Source organism: Selenomonas sp. oral taxon 892 str. F0426 (genome assembly GCF_000468035.1).
In the GTDB taxonomy this organism is placed as follows: Bacteria; Bacillota; Negativicutes; order Selenomonadales; family Selenomonadaceae; genus Centipeda.
On sequence record NZ_KI260545.1, the window covers coordinates 56,752 to 79,099 of the forward strand.

The following is a 22,348-nucleotide window of genomic DNA, read 5'->3' on the forward strand; positions in this document are numbered from 1 at the left end:
GACTCAGCCCCTCGTCATCGGCACAGGTGCGTCTGCCCCCATGCCGAGCACATAGTGATAGATTGCCGCCGCAATGCCATTCTCCTCACAGGTCAGTGTCTCATAGTCCGTCACTTCTTTAATCTCTGGAAATGCATTGCCCATCGCAACACTCTTTCCCGCCGCACGCAGCATGGGGAGATCGTTGTACGCATCACCGATCGCCATTGTCTCCTCGATGGGAATGCCTAGCTTTGCGGCAAGCGATTGCAGTGCCGACGCCTTCGAAATCCCCTTCGGCACGATCTCAATCAGACAGTCCGCCGAGCGCGTCACATCCACCTGCGTGCCGAATGCCGAAAGAAGCGTCTCTGCACGCTTGATCGTGACCTCACGCCCTTCCGTCACGAGGAGCAGCTTACAGTTACCCGCCACATGGGCATAGAGGCCATCCCAGCCAACTGCCATGCCCGTGAGCTTCTGCGAGTTCTCATAGAAACGCGACTCTTCGCACGCCTCCGCATAACGCAAAACACCGCCGCTGTAGCTCTGGATATACCAACCGCGCTCCTTGCAAAACGTAAGGATATCGCGGGCGAGAAGCGGATCGATCAGGTGCTCCTCATAGATGTGTCCGCTCGGACTCTTGATGAGCGCGCCGTTGTATGAGATGATCGGCACATCGACGCCGAGTGCCTTGGCAACAGGCAGAGCCGCTTCGAACATCCTCCCTGTCGCGATCGTGACCGTAACCCCCGCCTCCACCGCACGATGCACCGCAGCAATATTCTCTGCTGAGACGACATTCCCGTCCGGCAGCATCGTCCCGTCTAGATCCGATACAAACAGCCTAACGCCCATTTCATCCCCTCCTGTTTTCCCAAATTGCTGACAAAGCCCTTTCCCCTATGGTATAATACCCCGGATAACGAATATACTGAAAGGAGGAGCACGATGCAGAATTTCTTCCGTCGACTCATCATCCTCGTCGCCATGCTCCTCATCCTCATCGGCATCTTCGGCCTGTCCTACACCTACCAGATCGATCACCGTACGGCACGCAGCCTCTCTGCTTACGCACGCATCGACTTTCAGGCCTCCTATACGGGTGAGGGACGGCTCGAGGGCGCAACCCTCTCGCTCTGGGACTACCGCTTCGACGAGGCGAAGTTCCTCCCGAATGTCGTCCTCTACACAGACGGCTCTGCCTGGGAGATGAAGGCCGCCACGAAATACACGCCGCGTCCCGTTGAGGGTGCAGACAGCCCCTACAAGAACGAGAACAAGTTTTTCGTCGAGCTGCCCCGCTCAAGTCTGCCCGCCATCCGCAAGGCGACAAGTATCCGTATTCGCTTCTACTACGACAATGGGCAGACCATTGATCTGCCGCTGAACGAACCCGATCTTGCCTACTGGCAGCGCGAGCTCGGGCGCGGAATATAAAATCTATTGTACTGTTATTGAAAACATTCGTCAAGGCAGGGACCTCCCATGAAGAAAAACGATCTGGTACTCATCGGCGTGCTTCTCCTCATCTGCGGGATCGGCGCCGTATTTTTTTTCACACATACAGAGAACGGTGTGCGTCACGCAGTCATTACACAGAACAATGTGCAGCTCTACGATATTCCGCTCACAGGGCACACGGGAACGGAGGATCTCATCATTACCGACGAACATGGAACGAACACGATTCGTATTGAGGGCGAGGCGATTGCTGTCATCGATGCCGACTGCCCTGACCTTGTCTGTGTCCACACGGGCAGAGCAGCAAAAAAGGGCGATGTGATCGCTTGCCTGCCGCACAAACTCCTCATTGAAGTAAAATGAATATGAATCTTCATCGCATGACACGCATTGCGCTCCTCACCACGCTCTCCCTCTGCCTCTTCATGCTCGAAGCATTCCTCCCCCTGCCGCTTCCTGTGCCGGGTGCAAAGCTCGGACTCGCCGCGATCGTTACGCTGATCGCACTATACCTCCTGCCAATGCACGATGCAGCACTCATACTCATGCTGCGCATCCTCCTCTCCTCATTCTTTGGCGGTGGAATTGCACCTATGCTTTACAGTCTTGCAGGTGGATTGACCAGTTTCGCTGGGATGGCGCTGCTCAAGCGTCACACACGGCTCTCTATCATCGGTATCAGCACAGCAGGAGCATTCCTGCACAACATAGCGCAGCTAATTGCTGCTGTGGCTGTCATGCAGACAACGGCACTCTTCACGTATGCGCCCCTGCTGGGCCTCGTCGGCATCGCAACGGGCATTGTGATCGGCAGCACGGCAAAAGCCATTCTTTCAAAAATAACAAGATAAGAATTCTCATTTTCATTGTTTTATGCTATACTTGTCCCAACAGATTTTATCTCTTCTATCTTGAATTTAAGGAGGACAAGGCAAATGGAGTATCGCATCGAACATGATTCCCTCGGTGAGGTCAAGGTGCCCGCAGACAAGTATTGGGCGGCACAGACGGAGCGCAGCTTTGAGAACTTTCCCATCGGCATCGAAAAGATGCCCGCCGAGATCATCCACGCCTTCGGCATTCTGAAGAAATCCGCCGCAATTGCGAACAACAAACTTGGCAAGCTCGACGAGAAGCGCCTGAATGCGATCAAGGCGGCGTGCGACGAGATCATCGCGGGCAAACTCGCAGATCACTTCCCGCTCGCCGTCTGGCAGACGGGCAGCGGCACGCAGTCGAACATGAACGTCAACGAGGTCATTGCGAATCGCGGCAACGAGATCGCGGGCGAGAAGATCCTCCACCCGAATGATCACTCCAATATGTCGCAGAGTTCGAACGACACCTTCCCGACGGCCATGCACATCGCCGCTGTCATCGCCACTGAGGATGGGCTCTTCCCGAGCATCGACCTCCTCGCGGCTACCTTCCGCCGCCTCATGAGCGAGAACGAGGGCATTGTCAAGACGGGGCGTACGCACTTGCAGGACGCCGTGCCCATCTCCTTTACGCAGGAGATCAGCGGCTGGCTCACAATGCTCGAACAGTCGAAGAAGCAGCTGCAGGCAGCGCTCCCATTCCTCCACGAGCTTGCGCTCGGCGGCACGGCGGTCGGCACGGGGCTGAACGCGCCGAAAGGCTTCGATGTTGCGGTCGCACAGGCAGCAAGTGAGCTGACGGGCAAGAATTTTGTCACTGCGCCGAACAAGTTCCACGCACTCACGAGCAAGGATGCCATTGTCTTTGCACACGGCGGACTCAAGGGACTCGCCGCGAACATGATGAAGATCGCGAACGACATCCGCTGGCTGGCAGCAGGCCCGCGCTGCGGACTCGGCGAGATCACGATCCCCGCGAACGAGCCGGGCAGCTCCATCATGCCGGGCAAGGTCAACCCGACCCAGTGTGAGTCCGTCACAATGGTCGCCGTACAGGTCATGGGCAACGACGCCGCCATCGGCATCGCCGCCTCGCAGGGCAACTTCGAGCTGAACGTGTTCATGCCCGTCATGATCTACGACTTCCTGCAGTCCGCGCGTCTCCTCACCGACTCCATCAAGTCGTTCAACGACCGCTGCGTCACAGGGATCACGGCAAACCGCGAGAAGATGCACGAGAACCTCCATCGCTCGCTGATGCTCGTCACGGCACTGAACCCGTACATCGGCTACGAGAATGCGGCGAAAACCGCACACAAGGCATTCGATGAGGATATCAGTCTCAAGGAGGCATGCGTTGCCCTCGGCTTCCTCACTGCCGAGAAATTCGACGAGGTCTTCCATCCCGAAGAGATGGTGTAAGGATCACGTTGTCCATACGAAAAGGGGGCTGTTGTACGAAGCTAAAAAACTTCGTGCAACAGCCCCTTTTTTGCGCGCCCTCTAAATCGCCAAAAAATCTGGATTGAGTACGCGCAGTGTCTTGCGGTCGTAGTCGATGATCCCCTCATCGCGCATATGACTCATCTCGCGGCTGAGAGCGCTGCGCTCCACACCAAGGTAGCGTGCCAGCTGTGTCTGATTCATCTCACGCAGCCCCTCACCGTCCTCCTCCGATATTGCCTGCAGATAGACACTGAGTTTTGCCCGAATGCTCTTTTGCCCCATGATGCGAATCTTATGCTGATAAAAGATCCCCTTCTGCGATATACGCCGCAGCATATTCAGTGTGAATCGCCAGAGATGAGGGTCACTGCACGATTCACGCGCGTAGAGCTGACGAAATTTGAGACGCAGGATCAACGACTCGCGCAGGGCCTTGACGAACATACGGCTCGTCGTGAGATTCGCCCCCTCCATCGTCTCGCCGAAACTCTTGCCAGCCTCAAAGATGCTCATATCAATCTGATCGGCATTCTCGTTGAGGAAGGATACCTCAACTGCGCCCGATAGGATGATGCCTGTCACAATCGGTGCACGCCCCATGCGCATGATGTTCTGCCCTGCCGCATAGTGCTTCAGTTCACCGTCAAGCGCATTGACGAGCGCCGTCAGATCATCTGCCTGGATGCCCTCGAATAGATCATGCCGGAGCAGCAGTGCCGTATGCGGCGCAAGCATTTCACGCGTCAGCATAGTTTTGTCCTTTCCATCACCTATAGAGAATAATTCTCTATAATTATAGATGGAATTGCGGCCTTTGTAAATGAACAACACAAGTTTTGCAGATATTTTGCTTCCTTTATCGAAAAAGTGCTATAATAACGAGTATCTACGAAACAACATGAACAGAAATGGAGCATATCATGCAAGAACAATCATATCAGAATCTCATCATCGGCTTCGGCAAGGCAGGCAAGACACTTGCGGGCTTCCTCGCGAAGAAGGGAGAGACGGTCGCTCTTGTCGAGCGCTCAAAGGAGCGTTATGGCGGCACCTGCATTAACGTCGCCTGCATTCCCTCAAAATCCCTCGAATACAGTGCACGGCTCTCTGCAGAGGCGGGCGGAGACTTTGCGGCAAAGGCGGAGCGCTATCGTGCAGCGATTGCGGAGAAACGACGCCTGACGGCAATGCTGCGAGAGAAGAACTACGCGAAGGTAACAGGCGCAGGTGCCGTCGTCATCGATGGAGAGGCATCGTTTATCGATGCACACACCGTACGCATTGTCGGAGCGGACGGAGAGCAGCGTGTCACGGCAGAACGAATCTTTATCAACACAGGCGCGCTTCCCTTCGTACCGCCGATCCCAGGGGCAAAGGAAAGTACACACGTCTACACGAGTGAAACGATGATGGAGCTGGATGTGCTGCCAGAAAAGCTTGTCATCATCGGCGGCGGCTACATTGGTCTCGAATTCGCATCATACTACACCAACTTTGGCTCGTCCGTTGCCGTTGTGCAGGACGGCGATGCCTTCATTCCTCGTGAGGATGCGGAGATTTCCATTCGTGTGCGCCAGCAGATGGAGGAGCGCGGCATCCACATTCTGACGGACACAAAGATTCTGCGCATTGAGGACGGCACCACAGGAGCGAACGTCATTGTACAGACTTCAAACGGAGAGAAATCTCTTGCTGCAAATGCCGTCCTGATCGCTACAGGACGGCGCCCGAACATCGAGGGCCTGAATCTCACCGCAGCGGGCATTGAGACAACAACGCGTGGTGCGATTGCCGTGGACGAGCACCTGCGTACGAACGTACCGCACATCTGGGCGATGGGTGACGTGACGGGCGGGATGCAGTTCACCTACATCTCCCTCGACGATTTCCGCATCGTCAAGGATCAGCTCGCAGGCAGCGGAACACGCACAACGGCGAATCGCGGAGCTGTCCCCTATTCCGTCTTCCTCGATCCGCCGCTCTCACGTGTCGGCATGACCGAGGCTGAGGCGCAGGCAGCAGGATTTGACGTGCGTATTCTGCGCCTTGAGGTCGCCGCCATTCCAAAGGCGCAGGTTTACAAGAAGCCCTCCGGTATTCTAAAGGCAATTGTCGAGTCCAAGACAGGCATGATCCTCGGCGCGCACTTCTTCTGCCCCGAGTCGCAGGAGATGATTAACCTCATGAAAATGGCAATCGACCACGGCATCACAGCCGACGCACTCGGTTCCGCAATCTATACGCACCCCACCATGACCGAAGCACTGAACGATCTCTTCGGATAAAGGAGGTCATTATGACAAAGATCTACCGGAAAAATCTTTACCGTGCTGTGTTTCTGCTCGCTCCGCTTCTCCTCTTCGATGCAGGATGTACGCAGGCGGCGCCGGATACACGCCCCTCACACCAGACTGTCATTCCTGCTGAAGCATCTTCCGTGCAGATCTTCTCAATGGAGTTCCGCCATCCCGTCGCCGATGGTGCACTCGTGCGCATCGTATGCCAGATCGACGCTCCCGTCAAGAACGCACTCTCCGCCGAGGAGATCACCGCAAAAGGACTCGATCCGAACAGCTTCATCTCCTGCCTCGGCGAATTCGTCGGCAAGGAATTCACAGACGGTCGTCATCTGGACATTCGCGAGCGCTACGTCCCGTGGACACCGGAGCTTGAGGCAAGCCTCCACGCTGTCATCGCGGCGAAGAATCTCGCCGCCGAAAACGACTACGGCGCACGAGCAGACACTGTGGCGAATCCGGCTTACAACATACTCGTCGCCTACAAGGACGGCCGAAGCCTTCACATCACCTCCGAGGGTGAAACTGTGAACAAACACGAGGCGGCGATCGAAGACATCCTCCTCACGTGGACGGACAATGCCTTTGACGCAGCAAAAGAATAACAAAATGCACGACTGGAAGAGATATATCGGCGGTGTCATATTCATCCTCGGACTCATGATGCTGCCGCTATGTGCATTCGGCAAAGATACTAACGCGCCCGCGCAGGGCATTATCCTCACGGTCGAGGCAAAGCAGGACTACATTCAGCAGCAGATGGATGCGCTCTACTACCCGCCCGAGGACAAAAAACCTGCGCCGTTCATCGCCCCCGAGGGCTGGGTGTATGAAAAGACAGCCATCGGAAACGTTCCGGTCGAGCGCCTTGTGCCACCGAACTCATCTTCTAAGAGCGTCGTATTGCAGCTGCACGGCGGAGCTTATAGGAGTGGACTCACGGATCTCTACCGCACGTTTGCCGTGCGTCAGGCAGAGTATACGAACGCGCGCGAGATCTACTGTGTGGAATATCGACACGCACCGCTCCATCGCTATCCGGCTGCACTTGAGGATGCGGCGACAGTCTATCAGGGACTCCTTGCACGCGGAACCAAACCATCGGACATTATCATCTTTGGCGACTCTGCGGGCGGCAATCTCGCCGTAGAGCTTGCAATCTATCTGCGAGACGAGGGAGTGCCGCAGCCTGCCGCACTCGTCCTCCTCTCGCCGTGGGCAGACTTCGCGCACAAGGACGGCACGTCGCGTACGGAGAACTTCACGAAGGACAAGGTGCTCGGCAAGGGCACTCCGTTCGCTCCCCATCTGCGCAGCATTCCGCCGTATGCGGGCAGTCTTCCGCTCGACGATCCGCGCCTCTCCCCGATCCACGCTGATCTCAGTAATCTGCCGCCCATGCTGATCCAGACAGGCGGCTACGACCTCCTGCTGACAGAGGACGAACAGCTTGCGGAAAAAGCAAAAGCCGACGGCACAAACGTGACCTTCACCGTCTACCCCGAAATGCCTCACGTCTTCCCCCTCGTTCTGCCCGAACTCGCGGAGAGCTTCGCAGCATTCGAGGAGGTACGAGAGTTTGTGAATCAATATATACCCTAACCACGAAGAATACATACAAAGCGGGAGATTTCGCCACATGAGCGAAATCTCCCGCTTGTCATTTCTCTATTATGCCTCTCTGCGATCGAACGGTACCTGTCCAAGCTGCAGATCGGGGTTGTTCTCTCGGATCCAGCCGAGCGCCCACTCGTTGTTCACAAGGAGGACAGGGTTGCCGTTGCGGTCGTGGACGAACATGCCGCGATCCGCACCGCGCAGATCGGCGGGCGTGATCGTGCGCCCGTCGGGGAACGCGAGCCAGCGTGCCGTCTCGAACGGCTGCATCTGCATCGTGATCTCCGTATTGTACTCGTTCTTCAGGCGGTACTCGAGCACCTCGAACTGGAGGGTGCCGACGGTGCCGACGATGTAGCTGTCAAGACCTGCGCCAACCTGCTCGAAGAGCTGAATCGCGCCCTCCTGCGTCAACTGCTCGATGCCCTTGACAAACTGCTTGCGCTTCATCGTATCCTTTGCCGCGACACGCGCGAAACGCTCGGGCGGGAACACGGGGAAGTCCTCGAATTTGAACTTGTGTGCAGGGTCACAGAGCGTGTCCCCAATACCGAATACACCTGGGTCAAAGAGACCGACGATGTCGCCGGGATACGCCGTGTCGATAATCTGGCGATCCTGCGCGAGGAACTGCTGCGGCTGCGCAAGCTTGATGAGTTTGCCCGAGGGCGCGTGCCAGACGCTCATATTGCGGTCAAACTTGCCGGACGAAATACGGATGAACGCAAGGCGGTCACGGTGCGCGGGGTTCATATTCGCCTGAATCTTGAATACGAAGCCCGAGAACTTCTCATCATCCGGCTCGATTACACCATCCGAGGAGATGCGCGGCGCCGGTGTTGGTGCGAGCCGAATGTACTCCTCAAGGAAGTTCTGCACACCGAAGTTCGTCATCGCCGAGCCGAAGAACATGGGAGTGAGTTCGCCCGCATCCACCGCCGCGCGGTCGAACTCCTCGCCCGCATCGCGCAGCAGCTCGATGTCGTCAAAGAGTGCGGCGGCAGCCTCCTCCCCGACGCGTTCCTTCCACGCGGGGTCGTCCATCTCGAACACCTCGGAGACGCGCGTCTCCTGCCCATGTGTCACGTCCTCGGCAAAGAGTTCGATCCGGTTTTTCTCGCGGTCATAAACACCGCGATACGTCCCGTCCGTGCCGATTGGCCAGTTCATCGGATAGGAGCGGATGCCCAAAACATTTTCGAGTTCGTCCATCAGATCGAGCGGCGCCTTGCCGAAGCGGTCGAGCTTGTTGACAAAGGTGAAGATGGGAATACCGCGCTGACGGCAGACGCGGAAGAGCTTGCGCGTCTGCGCCTCAACGCCCTTCGCCGCGTCGATGATCATGACGGCGCTGTCCACCGCCATCAGCGTACGATATGTATCCTCGCTAAAGTCCTGATGCCCCGGCGTATCAAGGATGTTGATGCGATAGCCGTCGTAGTCGAACTGCAGGACGGACGACGTGACGGAGATGCCGCGCTGCTTTTCGATCTCCATCCAGTCGGAGACCGCGTGGCGCTGCGTCTTGCGCGACTTGATCGAGCCGGCGAGATGAATTGCCCCTCCGTAGAGGAGCAGCTTCTCGGTGAGCGTTGTCTTGCCCGCGTCCGGATGCGAGATGATGGCAAAGGTACGGCGCTTCTCGATTTCACGCGCGAGTTCTTCTTTCAAATCTGCCATAAATCTCCTTACGATTGTTGAATAATCATAGGAACTGCACTGCTGCAGCCTATCTTTTTGCCCCTTCCACCGCTCCGCGGTCCCCCTTCCCCGCAAGCGGGGCAGGCTTTGAGGGATGCCTATTTCAAATTCAATGATACGGGGCAGTGATCGCTCCCGAATATGTCTGCATGGATCTCTGCCGCCGCAATGCGGTCACGCAGCTCCTCGGAGACGAGGAAGTAGTCGATGCGCCACCCCGCATTCGTCTCGCGCGCATGGCGCAGATACGACCACCACGTATAGGCTCCCGTCTTGTCAGGGTACAGCGCACGGAAGGTGTCGACAAACCCCGCTGCCAAGAGTTCGGTGAACTTGCCGCGCTCCTCGTCCGTAAAGCCCGCATTCCGTCGATTGCTCTTCGGGTTCTTGAGGTCGATCTCCGTGTGCGCGACGTTGAGGTCGCCGCAGACGACGACGGGCTTCTTCGCACGCAGATCAAGCAGGAACGCACGAAACGCGTCCTCCCAGACCATGCGGTAGTCGAGCCGCGCGAGCGCGTTCTTCGAGTTCGGCGTGTAGACGGTGACGAGGTAGAGTTCCTCAAACTCCATCGTGATGACACGCCCCTCGTGATCGTGTTCATCGATGTCGATGCCGCAGCTGACCGAGAGCGGCTTTACGCGCGTAAAGATCGCCGTGCCGGAGTAGCCCTTTTTCTCCGCGCTGTAAAAATACTGCTCGTAGCCCGGCAGATCGAGGATCGCCTGCCCCTCCTGCATCTTTGTCTCCTGCAGGCAAAAGGCGTCGGCGTCAAGTTTCTTGAAGGACTCCATAAAGTCCTTTTTCAGCGCGGCGCGCAGACCGTTGACGTTCCATGATACAAAGCGCATCATGCTTCCCTCCATCAGAGTGTCTTATACTGCGAAATCGGCCAGAATACAAGGATCGCCTTGCCCTTGATGAGATCGTACGGCACAAAGCCGACATCGGCGAAGCGGCTGTCCTCGGAGTTGTTGCGGTTGTCGCCCATGACGAAGATGCGCCCCTCGGGCACGGTCGACTTCGGATACTCGCTGCGCGTCTTTTCGAGGATGTAGTCCTCGGTCAGCAGCTGATCGTTGACGAGCACGCGCCCCTCGCGGATCTCAACCGTATCGCCCGGCGTCGCAATCACGCGCTTGATGAAGTCGCGGCTCGGATCGCGCGGATACTGAAAGACGAGAACTTCGCCTTTCTCCGGCGTGCGAAAACGGTAGATGAATTTATTGACAACGAGGCGCTCCTCCGACTCAAGCGTCGGGCGCATCGACGGACCGTCGACGACATAGAGCTCTACGATAAACGTACGGATAAACATGGCAAGCGCGACGGCTATGACGATGGAGACAATCCAGTCCTTGATCTCCGACGCGGTTGACGTTTCTTTTTCCATAAAAACCTCCTCTCATACGGCGAATACAGCAAAAATAGGGACTGCCGCAGCAGTCCCTATCCATCGTACAATTAGCGCTTTTCCCGAATACGAGCTGCCTTGCCCGTGAGTCCGCGCAGATAGTAGAGCTTCGCACGGCGGACGATACCGCGACGCGTCACCTCAATCTTTGCGATACGCGGGGAGTGCACGGGGAAGAGACGCTCCACGCCGACGCCCGATGCAATGCGGCGCACGGTGAAGGTCTCACGGACACCCGAACCCTGACGCGCGATGACAACGCCCTCGAACACCTGAATGCGCTCGCGCGTGCCCTCGACGATACGCGCATGGACGCGAACCGTATCGCCCGGCGCAAACTTCGGGATGTCGGAGCGAAGCTGCTCCTTCTCAAGGATCTCGATGATATTCATAGTTTTTCCTCCTTCGTTCGGATGTTCATAGCCGACTCATGCCGCCCAGCGGACCATCCACACACATACCCAGTGACTATAGCATAAGATGACGATTCGTGCAAGAAAAAATTTCCTCAGCGATCCCAAATTCTACGGATGCCGGACTCCTCACGTGACTTTTCAAGCGGCTTCGCCTTCGGGCGCCGCGGCGGCATGTGCGCACGCCAGTCCGGCTCGCAGGTGATACAGTTGCGCCCGTTCTCCTTGGACTGGTAGAGCGCCGTATCCGCACGCTTCACCACATGGTCCATCGTATCCTCGTCCGTACCGTACCAAACGGCAACGCCGCCGCTGCACGATACCTTTATCGATGGATGGATTTGTGCCCCTGCAACCGCCTCGCGAATCGTATTCGCGAATGCCTCTGCCTCCGCTCCGTCGTAGTGAAGACAGAGCAGGATGAACTCCTCGCCGCCCCAGCGGATGAGGACATGCCGACGATCGAGAAAGCCGCTGATCGTCTGTGCAAAACCCACAAGCACGGCATCTCCGGCGTCGTGTCCGTAGGTATCATTGATGTTCTTGAAATGATCGATGTCAAACATGATGAGCGAAAACGGCTCCTTGATCTCCCGTGAGATCCGCATGAAGTCGCGCGTCGCCCCATGAAATTTATTCCGGTTGAATGCCCCTGTGAGCGGATCGATCTCCATACGCCGCGTTACCTCACTGACCTCATTCTCAAGGCTCACAGAGAGTTCCGCAAGATAGCGCTCATGCGCCGCACGCTCCAAAATGAGCTGAACAATAAAGAAGCCGATCGTATAGATTCCAAAGGGGACGAGGTAGGTGCGCCACTCAAAGATACGATACTGAAGCCCCATCCCATCGATCACAGTAAGTACTGAGAGCGTTCCGAAGGCCACAAGGAGCGATCGGCATCTTCGATTCCCGCCCGCATAGCTCATCCAAAGCCAATATGCAGTCATGAGTCCGCACACCAAAAGCACCGGGTAGTAAAGGAACCGCATGAGATAGAGTCCATTCTGTCCCACGAGTTCAAACAGCACTGCAAGGAATAGAATAAGTCCGTAGACGGTGGAAACGCGGACGATATATTGCTTATATCGCTCATCAATGACACTATGAATGAGAAAATTGGCACTAAGCGGGATAAGGTAGCCCGAAGTCACTTCCAAACTCCACCAAAATACTGGCCAGTCAAGCCAAAGAAGCACAACGCTCGAGGCGCTGAACATCCAGACGAAAAATACGGCCAAAACAACAATCAGCCGCAAATAGATGGCCTGCAGCTCCTTTTCCGTAAAGAAGTAGACCCCAAGCAGCATAATAAAGATTAGAAGTGCTGTGATGCCGCTGACATAGGGGAAATCATAGAGAAAGAGGCCCTCAAGCTGGTGTACAGAACGATCCAGGCGTACGCGGTCGAACTGCCCGAGCACCCAGATATTGTCCGAATGCAGCTGAATGTAAAGCTGCCGCCCGACCGCCCACGCAGGCAGGTTGACAAGATGCCACTTTCGCCCGTAGGAGACGTCATGCTGATTGAGATCACCGTACTGATAAATGGAGACACCGTCCAGGAAAATTTGGACAGCCTGATCTGTGGTGGTAAAGAAAAGACTCTCGTCCACGCCCGTATCCGACGGAATGTGCACCCGCAGCCATACATAGTGTGTTCCATCGGGAACAGCGACACCGAACCGCGGATTGAATGTGCGCCAACGCCCCTCATCTGTCGGGAAGGAGGGTACAGCCTTCACCGCCTTGTCTTGAAAAGCCTTCGTGTGTGGCTGCCAATACTCCCACGAGAGCGCAGAGGTCTCAGCGGAAACGGATTGGCTCATGCAGATAAACAGGGCAAAAAACAGCACCTGAACCAAGATGCCCCATCGACGATTCATGTTCCGCTCACCTCCCCTCAGAATTATTCGTTCAAACATGAAGTGAACTTAATATTTTTTCAGGAGGAAAGTCCTAATAATGCTTGACGCACCATTTCCTCCGACACGTCGCTGTGCACGGAGACTTTCCCAATGGACTCGGCAAGCACCCAGTGAATCCGTCCAGCCACGGTCTTTTTGTCATGAAAGAGATCTTCGTACATCGCATCTGCCGTTGCGCCCTCAGCATGAAGCGGCAATCCCATCGCACGGATCAGATCCTTCATGCGCACGCGCTCCTCGTCCGCGAGAAGCCCCATCTGCACACTGATGTCCGCCGCACCCGCCATACCGATCGCGACCGCCTCGCCGTGCCGATAGCGCGCATATCCCGTCTCCTTCTCGATCGCGTGCGCAATGGTATGCCCGAAGTTCAGGATACGGCGGAGTCCGCCCTCGCATTCATCCTGCCGCACAACATCCGCCTTGATCTCGCAGGAGCGTGCAATCATATGCGTTGTTGCAGCGGGTTCCAGTGCGAGCACATCTATGCGGTGCTCTTCGAGCCATGCAAAAAAATCCGCATCGTAGATGATGCCATACTTGATGATCTCTCCAAGTCCTGTGGCTATCTCACGCGCGGGCAAGGTACGCAAAACCTCCAGATCCATAAAGACAGCATCAGGCTGATAGAACGCTCCGATCAGGTTCTTTCCGAGCGGGTGATTGACGGCAACCTTGCCGCCAACACTCGAATCGACCTGTGCAAGCAGACTTGTCGGAATCTGGATGAACGGGACACCACGCATATACGTTGCTGCAACAAAACCAGTGAGATCTCCGACGACCCCACCGCCAAGTGCAAAGATCGGCGAGCGTCGATCCAACCCCAGCTCAATGGCTCGCGTGAAGAGACACTCCGCCTGTGCGAGACTCTTCGAGGACTCCCCCGCAGGAATCGTAACGATCTCTGCCTCTACGCCGCCCGCTCCAAGAGCTGCCGCGATCTGCTCTGCACAGAGCGGACCGACATTCGCATCCGTAACGATCATCCCGTGTGAAGAGTATCCTGCCGATCGGACAAATGCTGTGATTTCATCGGTGATGCCGTTCCCAATCACGATCGTGTAACTGCGTTCCCCGAGCTCTACTTCTACCCGCTGTGTCATATCATTTTCTCCATATGCGAAGTGCATGCAGTACGTGTTCCGCAACTTCGAGCGGAGCTCTCCCGCTCGTGTCGACCGTGATATCTGCCCCCTCGTAGAGTCCTCGCCGCTCCTCGATCAGACGCTCGATTGCCCGTCGACGATCTCCCTCATCCGCCTGATCCAGTACGGGGCGCGCACCACGTGCCGATGTGCGCTGGAGAATGGTGTCGACATCGGCCGTCAGTGCGACGAGAACCCCATTTTGACGAAGTATCGCTACATTTTCCGCATCCTTAACCGTGCCCCCTCCCGTCGCAATGACGAGATTTGTGCGGCCAGCCGCCTCTCGCACAGCCTCCTTCTCGCGCGCACGAAAATATGCCTCACCGTATTCGGAAAACATCACAGGAATGCGCATGCCATGCTGCTCCTCGATCCTCTTGTCGAGATCGTGAAACGAACATCCAAGACGCGTGGCGAGAAGGCGTCCGACGCTTGTCTTGCCCGTCCCCATAAAACCGATTAATACAACATTCTTCATCCCTTCTGCCATCCCCTTTCCGTCCGTGCGCGATAGGCAGCAAGCGAGTGATGGAGGTCGGTCATCGTATCTGCGTGGAACTGTGTACAGATGGCATCCGCGAGGATAAAGGCAGCCATCGCCTCACCAACTACGGAGGCGGCGGGTACGGCACAGGCGTCGCTGCGCTCCTTGCTTGCCGAGACTTCCTTTCCCGTTGCAAGATCAACGGTGCGCAGAGGCGTCATCAGCGTTGGGATCGGCTTCATCGCCGCGCGAACGATGAGCGTCTCACCATTCGTCATGCCGCCCTCAAGTCCGCCCGCGCGGTTTGTTTGCCGATAGGGACGCCCGTCCTCGCCCATATAGATCTCATCATGAATCTCACTGCCCGGCAGATGGGCACATGAAAATCCGGCACCAATCTCGACTCCCTTGATCGCCTGGATGGACATGACGGCACCGGCAAGCCGTCCACCGAGACGACGATCCCACTGCGTATGTGAGCCAAGACCGATGGGCAGTCCTCGTACAATGATCTCGAAGACGCCGCCGAGCGTATCGCCCGCCGCCTTTGCCTCGTCAATGCGAGCCTTTATGCGTTCGTCTGCCGCACTGTCGCACACGTTCAGATCATCACTGTTCGTCACGCCGATATCCTCGTCGCGAATCGCCGCGCGGTCAACCGCCACGCCGCCGATCTCCGTCACATGGGAGGCGATCGTTACCCCCAGCGCCTCGAGCAGCTGACGGCAGACGGCACCGACGGCAACGCGCATCGTCGTCTCACGCGCACTCGAACGCTCGAGAATATCTCGCGCATCATCACGCTCATATTTCAGTACACCAGATAGATCCGCATGTCCCGGCCGAACGGCAGTGACCTTTGTCCCTACAGGAGATCCAAAGGGATCCATGCGCTCCGTCCAGTTTGCAAAATCTCTGTTCACAACTTGCAGCGTGATCGGCGAGCCCAATGTCTCACCGAAGCGCATCCCCGAAAGTACAAGGACGCGATCCGTCTCGATCTTCATCCGATCACCGCGCCCATAGCCGCGCTGACGGCGTGCAAGCTGTCTATCAATCGCCTCTCGCGTGAGCCGAAGCCCCGCCGGAATACCATCAAGAATGGCTGTCAGTGCCGCTCCATGCGACTCCCCTCCGGTAACAAAACGCAGCTGGCTCATGTAGAATTCCTCCCCATATTATATGCTCAATGATTCAGCAAGAATTTACCCCATCTGAATTAAATTCGCTGTGTCTGAGGCTTTTCCTGCATCGCTGCGGCCCTTCCGTCGATCTGATCCGTCTCTGCTCCACGCGCCGCAATCTTGACCTGAACGGCACAATGCAGCTCATCCCCCTCGGCACTGATGGAGAAGTCCCCAAACACAACGCAGCGCTCCGCCTCTTGTATGGAGTGAAGGAATGAAAGCACGTCAAAATAATTTCCGCGAAAACGCAGCTCGATCGGCTGAATCCATATGCCCTCGATCGTCTGCGGAGGCTGCGGAGCGAATCCCTCAATCACAACACCGCTGCGGACAGCAAGGCGCTCTATGCCATGCATGAAACTGCCCTGTCGGCCCTCCTCCGGCAGCGCTTCCAAAGCACGGGCATAACGCACATGCAGTTTTTCCTCCACCTGTCCATCCCGCAGCAAGTTTTGTTGATAGGCATCCACACGTGCATTCTGCGCCCGCAGAACATTTCGCTCAGCATGGATCGCTGTCCGCTGCGCCGCAAACAACGGCGACAGGACGAGAACATAGAGCAAAAGGAGCGCAAGGGCCCAAATCAGTGCAAGTTCGATGCGCTGCCGCTCTGAAAGCCGTTCCATCATGCCCACCTACCATGTACCGTGCAGGACAAATTGAATGTGCATGGGCGCATGTTCTGCTACACGCTCTTGTCCCGCATCTTCCAATGTCATTGCCGTCGGGAAAAATGCATCTTTCTCTAGTGTCCCCATGAACAGGGAAAGCGCCGCATAGTCCATGGCTTCTCCCTCGATGCGGATGTCGCGCCCCTCCGCTCGGATGCCCAAAATATGTACGCCATCGATGGTCACGGATCCGATGTGAACGAGCAGCGCGCGCAGCGGGCGTGACTCCGTCAGCAGCCCCGCTATGATTTGCTCGCGCTGTGCCGCATCCGCATGCAATGCGGAGAATTCCTCCATACGAACGCGCTCGGATGCTCTAAGATTGAGTTCTTCCGCTGCACGATCGCGTGCATAACACGCACTCATATAGGAAGCGATATCTGCGGTCACACACGCAAGAAAAAGCGCTGCTGCAAGCGTGCTGATGAGTACTGCCGCATGCGCACGCACGCGTCCAAAAGCCACTGGCCGACTGCTCCAATAGAGTTCCTCAGGGCTGCCCGGCCGAAGTAAAAGACCTGCATAGATAGCCGGGAGAAGTTCACTCTCATCGGACGCCCCCATCTCCCACGGCATACGCGGCTCCCGTGCAGCCGCAGACTCTGCCGCCATCATCCCGCCGTTCGGCGGACAGATCGTCAGCCGACGGAGGCGGAGGCCTGTATGCTCAAATGCAGTAAAATATTCACCTATACGTGCCTCGTCCAATCCCGCAGCCCAGTAGCGCGGCGTGGCATTGCCTGATAAAGGCGTGCAGCAGATTTGAAGACTCTCCGGCAGATCTGCCCCCTTATCATTCTGTACCGCACGCAGTGCCCACAGGATCGCAGCGCGCAGTTCCAAACCCGTAAGCGGAACAGGCAGATCCAGCTCCTCGATAATGTCTGCCTCAGATGCGGGAAGTGCTAATGCGAGCGGCAGCTTCTCCCAACCAGTCTGGACGAGCTGTGTATGTACGATAGATGCAAACGCAGCCACATCAGTCACTGAGGCGCCTATCTCCGATACGCATGACCCCACCGCCGTCCATTCGTCTTCTGCTGCCTCAGAGGCACACAGGTGAACAAGCGTTAGCCTCTCCGCTGATGGATAAAGCCCAACTGCCTCACAAACCCTCCACGGCAGTCTAATACCAGCGCCGCCAAACATAGCGTTCCTCCTTCTCCGCTTTCTGCATCCGTGCACGCACGATCTTTCCCCGCAGCCAGTCCTCCCCATCGGAAATTCGTGTCGTCTCCTCCTCATCATCTGGATCCACTGCAACCCCAACAATGTCCAGAGAGTCTTTTGCGTTCTCATCCTTCGGCAGCTCGAGAAAAACATAGAGTTTGGTCTTATCGGATATAGGGATATGCTCTGCATTGAGGTACTTTGTGACATCCTTTGGTCTTCCCGCCACGGGCAGTTCACCAAGCGCATGGGAATTCTCCTCAAGGCGTGCGGCAGCCGTCTCAACGCCGCTCTCAGCGGCAAGACGCAGCTGCATCTCACGTTCGTACTCTGCAGCGATGTTTGCACCGCTCTGTGTGAACTGCGCCGCCGCAAGACCAAGCAGGAGAACGGCGGTCAGCACACAAAGCCCGACCGCAGATACGCTGCCCCGTTCATCCCTATCTCTCATTCATATCCTCCCGCAGATAGACCGCCGTTGCAATACGATACGTGCGCCCCGTCACCATGCTCTCGCCCGTCATCTCGATGTGGTAGAGTCGCGGTGCGTATGGGTCGGGATGCACGGAGAACGCAGAGATATGCACTCCCGCTCCGGAAAATGCGCCCGTCATGGGATATGAGGCATAGTTATAGAGCAGCTGGCCATCTGCAAGCCAATACTTATCGAGTGGCTTTTCGCTTTCGTTCTTTTTTCTGCTGACATCCTGCCGCATTTCATAGACGCCATGCTGACGCTCTCTGATATGATTAGACAGCAGCGCCGACTCCACAATGCGCGCGGCGGCGATCTGCATTTCCTGCCTCAGTTCAGCATCTGCGATCTCATTTTGATAACTGCGCCAACTCCACAGAAGAACGAATGCGAGAAAGGTTAGGAGGAGCGCAAAGATCGGCAGACTGACCGCAAGTTCCATCAGCAGGATGCCACGTTCGCTGCAGTGTCTACGACTGCTTTTCCGCCCTTTCATGACGTCTCATCCTCCGCACAAAATCCGCCTGCTCCTCGCGCCCTAGAGTCTGCCACGAGACGCGGATATGCACATCGTAAAAATCCCCCTGCCGCATCACCGACGTATCCATGCGATATGATACATTGTTCGAAACGATCACATCCTCTGCCCTGCTCGGCAGAGTTCCCAGATCCAGTTCCGCTTCCATAATAGAAAGCCGTGCCCGCACGAGCAGCGCGGCCTCCATACGTGCAGCCGAATGCTCCGCAAGCAGCGCTGTCCGAGCAAAAATACCAACGGCAGCCACTATTGCAACGACAATCATGCCAAGCACCACAGTCTCCAGAAGCACCCAGCCCGCCTCGTTCTCATTTCTTATCAGGCGCATTTCTCTATCCCCGCTGCAGACGAATGCGCGCTGCGCGATCGATCACAACACGCAGGGCAGACGCCTTTTGCCCTGGAACATACACGAGGATCGTCATATTGTGACTCCATGTATCCGACAACTCCCCATTGCGATGGAATACGATGCGTGTATTCTCCATCGTCAGCTGTTCAAAGCGCACAAGCGGCAGCGGCGTATGGGATCGCGCAGACGCCCCAAAAGGTCGGTGAATCGTATAGCCGCCATCTTCAAAACGCAGGCGCGGCACGCGTTCCCACGAGCGACGATCCTGGAACATATAGAGCGGCATCGCCGTCGTTCGGCTAATCGACTGGATACGCCGAAGCTCTCCAATGAGATACATCGCCTCGTACTCTGTCGCAGCTCTTGCATAGAGAGACAGAGCATGCGGAAGAGCCACAGAGAGCAGTGTCGCAATGAGAGAAAGCGCCAGCAAAACATTCAAAAGAGCCATGCCCCGTCCCCCTGAGGCACGCATCAAAGGATCCCCCAATAGATCTGCCAAAGCTGATCCCCAACAACAAACCCAATGTAACCGCCAAGAGACAGGAAGGGGCCGAACGGGATTCCGTCATGCCGCCCTCGGCGCCTCGCAGCAAGCAGAAACACGGCTGCTGCACCCCCCAACAGGAATGCAATCCAGACAGCAACGATGGCCGCCTCCCAGCCGAGCCATACACCAAGTCCGATGGCAAGCTTGACATCACCGCCGCCAAGGCCGCCGCGTGCAGCGATATACACGCAATAAAATAAGACGCCGCAAAGCGTCCCACCAATCAGCGCATTACCTATAGGCACCAAAAGCCCCATCAGCGAAAACACAATCCCCACTGCCGCAAATGGCACGGTGATTGCATCATAGAGAAATCCATCCCGCAGGTCAAGATAGGAAAGCCAAAGAAGCACCAGAGAAAACAAAGCGCCGACAAGACTGCGTCCATTCATGCCGACGAGGAAGAGTATGCCGCCCACGGCGACGATCCACAGCACAGAGAGCAGAAGCAGCGGTCGTCCCACGGGAAAAAGCGCCTGCACCTCCTCCTGCATATCCGTGCCTCCTCTATTTCTTCGTGCGGAAATCCTCAGCCGTGTGCCCCGCACATGTCGCACGCAGAACCTTGTCCTTTTTCTCGATCTTGTACGTCTCTTTCTCTGTAGATATTTCCTGATCGCCAACGCGGACATTGCCTGAGGGCGGCTTGAGATTCTTGAGATCGGTCACGTACTCCGCCAGGTCATCGAGGCTTTGGGGGCTGCGCCCCTTTGCTGTCTGGTAGAGCACAATAGCCGTATCGAGTGCCGTAAGATCCGCCTGCACTTTCACCGTATTCGCTGTTGCAATGGCGGATGAAAAACGCGGCACTGCAATCGCGAGGATGACTGCCAGAATCATAACAGCGAGCAGTGTCGAGAGAAGAGAGAAGCCTCGCTGGCTCTCCGTAACGCGCCTATCTAATCCAAACCATTTACTTAAAGTCGACAAACTCGTCAATCCGCGCACCGCCCTTCGTCATTGGCTCAACGAAACTGCGCCACACATCCATGACAATCACACGCGGATGCGTGTGATCCTCAAGTGCGCTTTTCAGTGCCGCAGCAAACTCCTCCTGTGTTGAGACGCGCACCGCCTTAATGCCAAAGCACTCCACGTATTTCACATAATCCATCTCGTGATCGAGTTCGCAGGCGATGTAGCGCTCATCATAAAGCACCTTTTGCAGCTGGCGGATCATCCCAAGGCTGCGATTGTTCACAAGGATCGAGAGCACAGGAAGTCTCAGGCGTGCAATCGTATAGAATTCGTTTCCCGTCATCTTGATGCCGCCGTCCCCTGCGATATGGATCACGCGGCGCTGATCGCCCCACGCGACCTGTGCCCCCATCGCTGCGGGCAGACCATAGCCCATCGTCCCAAGGCCGCCCGAGGTCAGCCACGTCCGCGGCTCCTCCACACGCAGATGGAGCGCTGCCCACATCTGGTGCTGCCCCACATCGGTTGCGTAAGCGTATGCCTTACCTGTTGTATTCTGCGCAACTTGATTCAACGCCCATGGCACGGTCAGACGGCCGACATGGTAATCGTAGTCATACGCCTCCTGCCACGTACGAATCTGCGTCCACCATGCTGCGAGGTCACTCTTCGGTGTCTGGCGCATAAGCAGATTCAAGATCGTCCGCATATCCCCCGCGAGTCCAAGACTGTTCTCAACGTTCTTGTCAATCTCGGCGGGATCAATGTCAATGTGAATAAACTTGCGATTCGCCGTGTATTTGCTGAGATTACCAGTCTGGCGGTCGGCAAAACGGCTGCCGAACGCGATCACGAGATCAGCAGCCCCGATCGCATAATTCGCTGCCTTTTCCCCATGCATTCCTGCAAAGCCGAGCATTTGCGGATGCGTGCTCGGCAGCGCCCCCATACCCATGAGTGTATGCACCACGGGCAGATGATACTTTTCGACGAATGCCGTGACCTCGGCGGACGTACCCGCTGAGATTACACCGCCGCCCACAATGACGAGCGGACGCTCTGCGCGTACAATCTCCGCCGCCGCCTCCGCTGCACAGATAACAAAGTCCGCATCCGGCTTGCCCGGTGTGCGTACATTCGGTTCTTCGCGTACGTAGGCCACTTCCTCAAAGAAAAGGTTGCGCGGAACATCGATGAGCACAGGACCTGGCCGCCCCGTACGTGCAAGCTCAAATGCCTGGCGAATCGTGGGCACGAGATCCGCCGCATTTTTGATCTTGTAGTTGTGCTTCGTCACAGGCATCGTCACGTCGAGGATGTCCGTCTCCTGAAAGGCATCGCGCCCGAGCATGGCGATGTCCACCTGCCCCGTGATCGCGACCATCGGAATCGAATCCATGTATGCCGTCGCAAGACCTGTCACAAGATTCGTCGCCCCCGGCCCCGACGTTGCGATGCAGACGCCGACGCGCCCCGTCGCGCGGGCATACCCATCCGCCGCGTGTGCAGCATTCTGCTCATGCGTTACGAGGATCTGTCGTATATCATTCTGAGCATAGAGGGCATCATAAAGAGGCAGAATCATGCCGCCAGGGTAGCCAAATAATGTGTCAACGCCCTGCTCACGCAGGCATGCCAAAACTGCCTCCGCACCTCTCATAGACATACTCCTCTGATTTATGAAACAATGATAAGAATATTATAACATACGT

At 56.5% G+C, this 22,348-nt stretch carries 26 protein-coding genes; 7 read left to right on the forward strand and 19 right to left on the reverse strand.

Annotated elements, in window-relative coordinates; translation table 11 throughout:
- Positions 1 to 3 precede the first annotated feature (3 nt).
- The gene (locus tag HMPREF1992_RS08935; RefSeq protein ID WP_021685567.1) at positions 4 to 840 is read right to left on the reverse strand and encodes a Cof-type HAD-IIB family hydrolase; all 837 of its coding nucleotides are present in this window, start codon (positions 838 to 840) and stop codon (positions 4 to 6) included.
- A gap of 93 nt (positions 841 to 933) precedes the next feature.
- Between HMPREF1992_RS08935 and HMPREF1992_RS08940 the strand changes: the two genes are divergently transcribed.
- The 4 genes from HMPREF1992_RS08940 (at position 934) to fumC (ending at position 3,746) form a co-directional block, all read left to right on the forward strand.
- Positions 934 to 1,422 carry a hypothetical protein gene (locus HMPREF1992_RS08940; protein WP_021685568.1) on the forward strand — a complete coding sequence of 163 codons (489 nt, stop codon included), beginning with the start codon at positions 934 to 936 and terminating at the stop codon, positions 1,420 to 1,422.
- Positions 1,423 to 1,470: 48 nt separating this feature from the next.
- The gene (locus HMPREF1992_RS08945; protein ID WP_021685569.1) at positions 1,471 to 1,809 is read left to right on the forward strand and encodes a NusG domain II-containing protein; all 339 of its coding nucleotides are present in this window, start codon (positions 1,471 to 1,473) and stop codon (positions 1,807 to 1,809) included.
- 2 nt (positions 1,810 to 1,811) lie between these two features.
- A complete protein-coding gene (locus HMPREF1992_RS08950) occupies positions 1,812 to 2,297 on the forward strand; it encodes a Gx transporter family protein (RefSeq protein WP_037359380.1) in 486 nt (161 codons plus the stop codon).
- Between the two features lie 84 nt (positions 2,298 to 2,381).
- Positions 2,382 to 3,746, forward strand: a complete 1,365-nt coding sequence (gene fumC, locus HMPREF1992_RS08955; protein WP_021685571.1) for a class II fumarate hydratase — start codon at positions 2,382 to 2,384, stop codon at positions 3,744 to 3,746.
- A gap of 81 nt (positions 3,747 to 3,827) precedes the next feature.
- Here the strand turns inward: fumC and HMPREF1992_RS08960 are convergent, their stop codons facing one another.
- Positions 3,828 to 4,520, reverse strand: coding sequence for a Crp/Fnr family transcriptional regulator (locus HMPREF1992_RS08960; protein WP_037359383.1), 693 nt, complete (start codon positions 4,518 to 4,520; stop codon positions 3,828 to 3,830).
- A gap of 170 nt (positions 4,521 to 4,690) precedes the next feature.
- On the opposite strand from HMPREF1992_RS08960, the gene HMPREF1992_RS08965 reads away from it, so the two are divergent.
- The 3 genes from HMPREF1992_RS08965 to HMPREF1992_RS08975 are packed head-to-tail and all read left to right on the forward strand — an operon-like array spanning position 4,691 to position 7,669.
- Positions 4,691 to 6,055, forward strand: a complete 1,365-nt coding sequence (locus HMPREF1992_RS08965; protein ID WP_037359386.1) for an FAD-dependent oxidoreductase — start codon at positions 4,691 to 4,693, stop codon at positions 6,053 to 6,055.
- Between the two features lie 11 nt (positions 6,056 to 6,066).
- Complete coding sequence (locus tag HMPREF1992_RS08970) at positions 6,067 to 6,672, forward strand: hypothetical protein (protein ID WP_021685574.1); 606 nt, start codon at positions 6,067 to 6,069, stop codon at positions 6,670 to 6,672.
- 4 nt (positions 6,673 to 6,676) lie between these two features.
- Positions 6,677 to 7,669, forward strand: coding sequence for an alpha/beta hydrolase (locus HMPREF1992_RS08975; protein WP_037359389.1), 993 nt, complete (start codon positions 6,677 to 6,679; stop codon positions 7,667 to 7,669).
- A 69-nt stretch (positions 7,670 to 7,738) separates the two neighbouring features.
- On the opposite strand, the gene HMPREF1992_RS08980 is transcribed toward HMPREF1992_RS08975, so the two are convergent.
- The 17 genes from HMPREF1992_RS08980 to ilvB form a co-directional block, all read right to left on the reverse strand.
- The gene (locus HMPREF1992_RS08980) at positions 7,739 to 9,364 is read right to left on the reverse strand and encodes a peptide chain release factor 3 (protein ID WP_021685576.1); all 1,626 of its coding nucleotides are present in this window, start codon (positions 9,362 to 9,364) and stop codon (positions 7,739 to 7,741) included.
- 119 nt (positions 9,365 to 9,483) lie between these two features.
- A complete protein-coding gene (locus HMPREF1992_RS08985) occupies positions 9,484 to 10,236 on the reverse strand; it encodes an exodeoxyribonuclease III (protein ID WP_037359477.1) in 753 nt (250 codons plus the stop codon).
- A 14-nt stretch (positions 10,237 to 10,250) separates the two neighbouring features.
- Positions 10,251 to 10,778 carry a signal peptidase I gene (gene lepB, locus HMPREF1992_RS08990; RefSeq protein ID WP_021685578.1) on the reverse strand — a complete coding sequence of 176 codons (528 nt, stop codon included), beginning with the start codon at positions 10,776 to 10,778 and terminating at the stop codon, positions 10,251 to 10,253.
- A 71-nt stretch (positions 10,779 to 10,849) separates the two neighbouring features.
- A complete protein-coding gene (gene rplS, locus HMPREF1992_RS08995) occupies positions 10,850 to 11,191 on the reverse strand; it encodes a 50S ribosomal protein L19 (RefSeq protein ID WP_021685579.1) in 342 nt (113 codons plus the stop codon).
- A gap of 116 nt (positions 11,192 to 11,307) precedes the next feature.
- Complete coding sequence (locus HMPREF1992_RS09000) at positions 11,308 to 13,098, reverse strand: diguanylate cyclase (RefSeq protein WP_037359392.1); 1,791 nt, start codon at positions 13,096 to 13,098, stop codon at positions 11,308 to 11,310.
- Between the two features lie 59 nt (positions 13,099 to 13,157).
- Positions 13,158 to 14,246, reverse strand: a complete 1,089-nt coding sequence (gene aroB, locus HMPREF1992_RS09005; protein ID WP_021685581.1) for a 3-dehydroquinate synthase — start codon at positions 14,244 to 14,246, stop codon at positions 13,158 to 13,160.
- A gap of 1 nt (position 14,247) precedes the next feature.
- Complete coding sequence (locus HMPREF1992_RS09010) at positions 14,248 to 14,769, reverse strand: shikimate kinase (RefSeq protein ID WP_037359395.1); 522 nt, start codon at positions 14,767 to 14,769, stop codon at positions 14,248 to 14,250.
- On the reverse strand, positions 14,766 to 15,935 hold the full coding sequence (gene aroC / locus HMPREF1992_RS09015) for a chorismate synthase (RefSeq protein WP_021685583.1): 1,170 nt from the start codon (positions 15,933 to 15,935) through the stop codon (positions 14,766 to 14,768). Before aroC ends, HMPREF1992_RS09010 begins: the two co-directional genes overlap by 4 nt.
- A gap of 59 nt (positions 15,936 to 15,994) precedes the next feature.
- Positions 15,995 to 16,588 carry a type 4a pilus biogenesis protein PilO gene (pilO, locus tag HMPREF1992_RS09020; RefSeq protein ID WP_037359398.1) on the reverse strand — a complete coding sequence of 198 codons (594 nt, stop codon included), beginning with the start codon at positions 16,586 to 16,588 and terminating at the stop codon, positions 15,995 to 15,997.
- Between the two features lie 9 nt (positions 16,589 to 16,597).
- Positions 16,598 to 17,620, reverse strand: coding sequence for a PilN domain-containing protein (locus HMPREF1992_RS09025; protein ID WP_231366980.1), 1,023 nt, complete (start codon positions 17,618 to 17,620; stop codon positions 16,598 to 16,600).
- Between the two features lie 139 nt (positions 17,621 to 17,759).
- Complete coding sequence (locus HMPREF1992_RS09030; RefSeq protein WP_021685586.1) at positions 17,760 to 18,254, reverse strand: hypothetical protein; 495 nt, start codon at positions 18,252 to 18,254, stop codon at positions 17,760 to 17,762.
- Positions 18,244 to 18,774 (reverse strand): type II secretion system protein J, encoded by a 531-nt coding sequence (locus HMPREF1992_RS11630; RefSeq protein WP_037359402.1) that lies wholly within the window; start codon positions 18,772 to 18,774, stop codon positions 18,244 to 18,246. The genes HMPREF1992_RS09030 and HMPREF1992_RS11630 overlap by 11 nt, the downstream gene beginning before the upstream one ends.
- Positions 18,749 to 19,144, reverse strand: coding sequence for a hypothetical protein (locus tag HMPREF1992_RS09040; RefSeq protein ID WP_021685588.1), 396 nt, complete (start codon positions 19,142 to 19,144; stop codon positions 18,749 to 18,751). Before HMPREF1992_RS09040 ends, HMPREF1992_RS11630 begins: the two co-directional genes overlap by 26 nt.
- 4 nt (positions 19,145 to 19,148) lie before the next feature.
- On the reverse strand, positions 19,149 to 19,619 hold the full coding sequence (locus HMPREF1992_RS09045; protein ID WP_231366981.1) for a prepilin-type cleavage/methylation domain-containing protein: 471 nt from the start codon (positions 19,617 to 19,619) through the stop codon (positions 19,149 to 19,151).
- 23 nt (positions 19,620 to 19,642) lie between these two features.
- Entirely contained in the window at positions 19,643 to 20,212 is a 570-nt protein-coding gene (locus tag HMPREF1992_RS09050; RefSeq protein WP_021685590.1) for an A24 family peptidase, read from the reverse strand.
- A 13-nt stretch (positions 20,213 to 20,225) separates the two neighbouring features.
- Positions 20,226 to 20,558 (reverse strand): hypothetical protein, encoded by a 333-nt coding sequence (locus tag HMPREF1992_RS09055; protein ID WP_021685591.1) that lies wholly within the window; start codon positions 20,556 to 20,558, stop codon positions 20,226 to 20,228.
- 73 nt (positions 20,559 to 20,631) lie between these two features.
- The gene (gene ilvB, locus HMPREF1992_RS09060; protein WP_037359404.1) at positions 20,632 to 22,296 is read right to left on the reverse strand and encodes a biosynthetic-type acetolactate synthase large subunit; all 1,665 of its coding nucleotides are present in this window, start codon (positions 22,294 to 22,296) and stop codon (positions 20,632 to 20,634) included.
- Positions 22,297 to 22,348: the final 52 nt, after the last annotated feature.